The sequence below is a fragment of the Nocardia nepalensis genome (assembly GCF_048910785.1).
GTDB classification, from domain to species: Bacteria; Actinomycetota; Actinomycetes; order Mycobacteriales; family Mycobacteriaceae; genus Nocardia; species Nocardia nepalensis.
Genome location: NZ_JBKBET010000003.1, coordinates 120,040 through 125,697 on the forward strand (window position 1 = coordinate 120,040; position 5,658 = coordinate 125,697).

Annotated in this window: 7 protein-coding genes; 1 reads left to right on the forward strand and 6 read right to left on the reverse strand. The window is 63.6% G+C overall.

Going from position 1 to position 5,658, the window contains the following annotated elements:
* Window positions 1-7: 7 nt before the first annotated feature.
* From ACHQ4I_RS01170 to ACHQ4I_RS01195, 6 genes are all read right to left on the reverse strand, one after another.
* Window positions 8-184, reverse strand: a complete 177-nt coding sequence (locus ACHQ4I_RS01170) for a hypothetical protein (protein WP_420769758.1) — start codon at window positions 182-184, stop codon at window positions 8-10.
* 242 nt (window positions 185-426) lie between these two features.
* Window positions 427-627, reverse strand: a complete 201-nt coding sequence (locus ACHQ4I_RS01175; RefSeq protein ID WP_157110184.1) for a hypothetical protein — start codon at window positions 625-627, stop codon at window positions 427-429.
* Between the two features lie 202 nt (window positions 628-829).
* Complete coding sequence (locus ACHQ4I_RS01180; RefSeq protein WP_420769759.1) at window positions 830-1,060, reverse strand: hypothetical protein; 231 nt, start codon at window positions 1,058-1,060, stop codon at window positions 830-832.
* An 87-nt stretch (window positions 1,061-1,147) separates the two neighbouring features.
* The gene (locus ACHQ4I_RS01185) at window positions 1,148-1,309 is read right to left on the reverse strand and encodes a hypothetical protein (RefSeq protein ID WP_420769760.1); all 162 of its coding nucleotides are present in this window, start codon (window positions 1,307-1,309) and stop codon (window positions 1,148-1,150) included.
* Window positions 1,306-2,166, reverse strand: a complete 861-nt coding sequence (locus tag ACHQ4I_RS01190; protein ID WP_420769761.1) for an SDR family NAD(P)-dependent oxidoreductase — start codon at window positions 2,164-2,166, stop codon at window positions 1,306-1,308. Before ACHQ4I_RS01190 ends, ACHQ4I_RS01185 begins: the two co-directional genes overlap by 4 nt.
* Window positions 2,163-3,029, reverse strand: a complete 867-nt coding sequence (locus tag ACHQ4I_RS01195) for an SDR family NAD(P)-dependent oxidoreductase (RefSeq protein WP_420769762.1) — start codon at window positions 3,027-3,029, stop codon at window positions 2,163-2,165. Before ACHQ4I_RS01195 ends, ACHQ4I_RS01190 begins: the two co-directional genes overlap by 4 nt.
* A gap of 121 nt (window positions 3,030-3,150) precedes the next feature.
* Here ACHQ4I_RS01195 and ACHQ4I_RS01200 point away from each other — a divergent pair, with 121 nt between their 5' ends.
* Window positions 3,151-3,687, forward strand: a complete 537-nt coding sequence (locus ACHQ4I_RS01200) for a helix-turn-helix transcriptional regulator (protein ID WP_420769763.1) — start codon at window positions 3,151-3,153, stop codon at window positions 3,685-3,687.
* Window positions 3,688-5,658: the final 1,971 nt, after the last annotated feature.

Consider the following 5,658-nt stretch of genomic DNA (forward strand, 5'->3'; position numbering starts at 1 on the left):
CCGGCTATTACTGGCTAGGCTCGGGAAGGTTGCATTCGGCGACCTTCGGGTTCACACCCATGTAATTCAGCGGACCGGCCAGCGCCGTCACGGCGATGGTGCCGAAGCCCGCGCAGTTGATCGGGGCGGTTTCGAGGTAGTGGCGCTGACCCGCGGCGATTACGCCGACCATCAGCCAGGCCATGAAAAGGAGTCCTAGAAGTCGCGTGCCAGCGGCATGCGCTGGCCTCGGGCTGGTCACACGCTCGCGCATAGTCATCGCTTCCTTTCGCACTCGCGTACCACGCGGGGTACCCGCATGCCAGACGATCACTCTTCTGTCCGATGAGCGCTTGTGCGGATCACCTCGATCGGCACGGTAGGCACCGTTTTCGGGAATCCGACCCGTTTAATCGGGACACCTACTTTTCGGGCGGAGGTCCCCGTCTAAGGACTCGGTTGCGGGACGTTGCAGTCGGCGATCTTCGGATTCACGCCCATGTAGTTGAGCGGCCCGGCGAGAACGGTGAGGGCGATCGTGCCGAATCCGGCACAGTTGATCGGACCGCTGTCGAAATAGTGGCGCTGTCCGGCCGCGACAACGCCGATGACCAACCAGATCACGATCAGCACGCTGCCAAGTTTCATCTCGCCCATATCTCTCCCGCGGATCGCGCGCACGCGGTTGGTTGTTCGGCGAATTATCGCATCGCACCCGGCCGGCATTCGGTCATTCGGCACATATCCGGCACGCGAGTGGGCGCGCCCGACCGCACGGCATGTCGCCGCCCGGCAGAGCACGCCCTGAGTTCCGAGGGTGGCCGAACCCCCGTGACTCAGCCCTCAGTCGCTACTGACTGGGTTGCGGCACTTTGCAGTCCGCGATCTTCGGATTCACACCCATATAGTTGAGCGGTCCGGCGATCACCGTCACCGCGATCGTGCCGAACCCAGCGCAGTTGACCGGGCCGCTATCGAAATAGTGCCGCTGCCCCGCGGCGACAACGCCGATAACCAGCCAGATCAGTACCAGCAGACTGCCGAATCGGAAATAGGGACCGTACATGTGACTCTCGCGCATCACTCCCGCGCGGTTCGTCTGCGGCGGATCATCGCACCGCACCCTTGCCGCACTCGCTCAGTCGTCGTATACCCGCCCGCCGACCATTTACCCAGGAACTCCCGCGGTGGCGGATAAGCCGGATTCCGGCACCACGAACCACTCGCCGCCCACGATGTCGTCGGCGACGGTGCCCTGGTCCTGCAGTAGCAAGGCGCCCTCGCGACCGATGATGCTCGGTGACCCGTGGATCATCTCGGCGCTGATCATGACCGACCTCCCGGCGGGTCGGCCGGGGAGAACGTGCCGCGCAACTGCTCGGTGATCTCCCACAGTCGTCGTGCGGTGCCGAGATCCCGAGAGGCCGGGGACGAGGTTTGCGGTGCGAATCGGTTGTAGTAGGCGCCGCGCCTGACCTCGGGTTCGGTGGCCAAGTGGACGATCGGATCCGCACCGCGTGCTGTGGGCATGGACAGCACCAGCGACGCGGCTCGCACCGCGGCCAAGCGCAAGCCGGAGAAGCCTCGGACGAGATCACTGCGGATCATGCCGGGGTGAACCGCGACGACCTCGAGCTCAGGGTGGCGTCGCTGCAGTTCGTAGCTGAACAGTAGACCGGCGAGCTTGCTGCGACTGTAGGCGACGAACACGTGGTAATCGTGCGCACTGCCGAGGTCGTCGAAATCGATGTCGATGGGGTCGGAGCGCAGCAGTGCGGATCGATGCCCCTCGGAATTCACGTTGACGACGCGCCCGCCACCCCGCCGCAGCAACGGCAGCAACGCGCTCGTCATCGAGTACGGGGCGAGGTGATGCACGGCGAGGTTCTGTTCGATCCCCTCCGCGGTGACAGTTCGCCGTTGCAGCATGACGCCCGCGTTGTTGACCAGGGTGTCCACCCGGTCGACCGATTCGGCTATTTGCACTGCGGCAGTGTCGATTCCAGACTTCGTGGCGACGTCGGCGGCGATCACCGTGGCATTCGGCAGCGCCGCGCGCAGATCGTGCACCCGCTGTGGATCCCGCCCGATCAGTACGAGCCGGTGTCCGGCAGTCGCCAGCCGCTGTGCGGCGTGGCGTCCGATCCCCGATGTCGCGCCGACGAATACGATCGTCCGCGTGCTCACCGCGCACCGTCCGCGCGAGCCGCGGCACCGAGTCCACTGGCGGCGACGAGAATTCGCTCGCGTAGCCCGGCCGGGAGGTGGGTGAGCAGACCCGCGGCACGAGCGCCGCCGCCCACCGAGTACCGCCGTTTCGGCGCGCGCGCCGAAACCGACGCGGCCACCACCTTCGCGACCGAATCCACCGGGTCCAGCTTCATCGCCGCCGATGCCTTGGCGACCGCGGCGAGCTGACGCTCGTACAGCCGAGTTCGTTCCGGATCCGTTGCAGTGAGCGCGGCCTGCGCGGACCGATCTGCCTTGGTGAAGATCTCGGTACGCGTGCCACTCGGCTCGATCACCACCACCGGTATCCGCCAAGCCGCCAATTCGAGCCGAAGCGCATTCGACATCGACGATAAGGCGGCCTTGCTCGCCGACAGCGGAGCCAGGAACGGCATGGTCAGCCTCGCGGTCGGCGCACTGATATTGATCACCCGGCCGCCGCCCGCTCGCAGCAGCGGCAGAAATGCCTGCGTGACGTAGGCAGGGCCGAAGGTGTTGACCGCGAATTGATGTCGAAGCTGGTCGGGCGGTACCAGCTCGAGCGGTCCCTGCACGATGATCCCGGCGTTGTTGATCACCGCGCGCAATCCCGCCTCGCCCACCTCGGACGCGACCCGATCGGCCGCCGCGGCCACGCTGTCGGGATCGGTCACGTCGATCGCTATGACCTTGGCCCCCGATGCCGTCAGATCAGCACCATTATCGGAGTGGATACCGGCGAAGACCGTATAACCCTGACGGACGAGCAGACTGGTGGCGGCCGCACCGATTCCGCCGGTGGCTCCGGTAATGAAGACGCTGCCCCGTACGTTCTTGGGCATGATTCCTCCACACGTTCAGAATGACATGTTACCTTGAACAGGTGCACACAGACTTACATGCTCGGCCTTACATGTCAACACTTACATGTAGATGGGTACATGATCTGGGCGGTGAGAACGCATGTCACTGAGGCACGCCCTGCTCGGACTGCTGGCCGAGGAACCCGCCAGCGGCTGGGACCTCAGCCGTCGCTTCGAGGATCTGCTCGGTTCCGTGTGGCCGGCCAAACATCCCCAGATCTACGGCGAGTTGCGCAAACTGCAGGACGATGGGCTCATTGCCGCCGAGTCCGAGGGGCCGCGCGGGCGCAAGGAATACCGGATCACCGATGCGGGACTGACCGAGGTACGCCGCTGGCTGGCCGAGGTCGAGGTAGACCACACGTTCCGGCTGGAACCCCTGCTGCGATCGGTGTTCTTCTGGCTGATGACGCCCGAACAACTCGCCGAGCACCTCGACCGCGAGGCCGCCTTCTACCGCGACCTCGCCGCCTTCTACCGCGAAATCGCCGCCGCCAAAGACCGCGGTGACTACGGCACCGAACCGCAAACCCAATCCATCCGCATCGCGGCCGAGGCCGGCATCCGCCTGACCGAGGCCCTGGGCGGCTGGGCTGAATGGGCAAAAGCCCACCCACCGAACGGCATTCCGACGTGAGTGGAGGGCCTGCGCCAATTGTCGGCCGTATTGTCGAGCTCGAATATGGCGACGGTCGAACTATTGCGTTGGGCGTCAGGGAAATGCTCTCGACCCAGCGGCCAGAATCTCGCAGCGCTCGATACATTGCCCAGGCGCTGCCGGCGGTGCTGCGTTTTGTTGCATAAAAAAGCCGCTCACCCGAGCTAGCAGGTGAAGGGCTTCGGCGGTGGCGGAGGGATTCGAAATATCCGCCACCCCCTATCGCTTTCAGGGCGTATTCTCCAGATGCCATGCCGGAGCAGCATTCAACCCACTCCCATCCATATCCAGAAACGGGCATCGACCGGTATTATTTGTCGAATTCGTCATCGAATCCTGCGGTTTGTCGGCCCCGGCTGTACGAGTCTGCTGAACAGCGGGACAGCACCGACAGCATTGCCACACTCGGCACGAGCTACCAGCGATGGGAGCCCATCGAAGAACCGACCGCCAGGTAATGGGTTTTCCGTAGCTGCACCGAAGCGACACCGCTATCGGATAACCGGAGTGCCTCCCGACCTCCGATCACTCATCCGCTTGCGTTGCGATCGTCGGGAAATTCTCGATTTCATGTTTCTGCTTCCGCCTCACGAATTCCGCACCCTGCGAGCGATTTTATCGCGCTCCGTTTCGACACCCGAGAGTGCCCACATGTCGTTATCCACACGGCGCTGTGAGAACTTCCCTCCAGATGTTCGCCACTAGCGAGTGGTAACAAACTGTTCGGCTCAGGTGCCGTGTGCGCGCGGGATCGGTCACCCTGACGGGTTTTCACGTCTACCCACATTTGTCGGCCAGCTGTTATTCGGTAGTTTTCACACTTTCACCATGGTTTGCCGTAGGCGTGGGGACGACCCCCGTTGCCCAGTCTGAAGGCCCGAGCCAACCGACTCGACGCCGAAGCCGTCACGTTCATGGGTGGTGCAACCGATCACGCCGCACGATCTTCAGCACATGTGCGCCTCACCGGACCCCCTGCTCAGCGCGTCGTCGTCGGCCTGCGCCTGGGCGCGTCGCCTGGTCAGTTCACGATTTATCTGGTGTGGCCCGCATGCGCCCGGACCTTCCCTGGTGCGGCCACGGCGGCCTCCGATCTTCGAGTTGCGGGTGCCCGAGTCGGCAGTCGCAAACAACCGGAGGACGACACGGGGAACGACACGCAGTAACGCAAACGCTTTTCTCGCCGTGGCTGCACCGAAATCACCGTCTCACCGGTAAGCGACAGCCGAATTACATCCGCGCGATTTCTCCGGCTTCGGGCAGCGGGCGCGCCTGTGTTCCTGTCGCGCCCGATCACAGCGCGCCGACACGCGTCGAACTCATCGATTCGCGTGGAGTACGAGACATCAAAGCCGGTAGTCAGTAGCATTAAATGGATGCAGCCAGCGGGTTTCCATATACCGCGGTCGCAGGAGGTGCCTACGTGCAGTACCGGCGTGGGATGTTGTGAGCATGTTGTCTTTTCGACCGAACGAAGGGGCATAATAATGTTCGAAGCGACAACCGCCCGGCCCGGGCCAACTTTGGGGTGATCCGAACCGAGGCGGGGCGCGGGTCGGCCACTTCGACAACGCAAAACTCATTTGAATCCGGACATAACGTGCGTGGTAATACACGTCCGGCGAGTCCGCGGCGACTCCTATGCGAGCGGGGGTCGCCGGACCGTAACGCGCTTGCGGCGGCACATCGACGTGCCGCCGTCATGACGAATTTGTTGCACAGTTGCTCGACCGGGTCGGGGGACAGGGGGTCGAAATACCTATGGTGGCCGACGCCTGAAGGCCGCTTCCATCGGGGAGCGGCCGGGTGTTCGTGCTGCCATTCACAACGTTGGTGAAGTGTATGTAAGTACATCGGTAAGCCACAAATGCACGTTCGGGAAATGCCGGCACGGGCGGGACTTTGTTGTGCGCTGCCCTCGTGTCCCGGAATTCGAGGAAAGGTTAGACG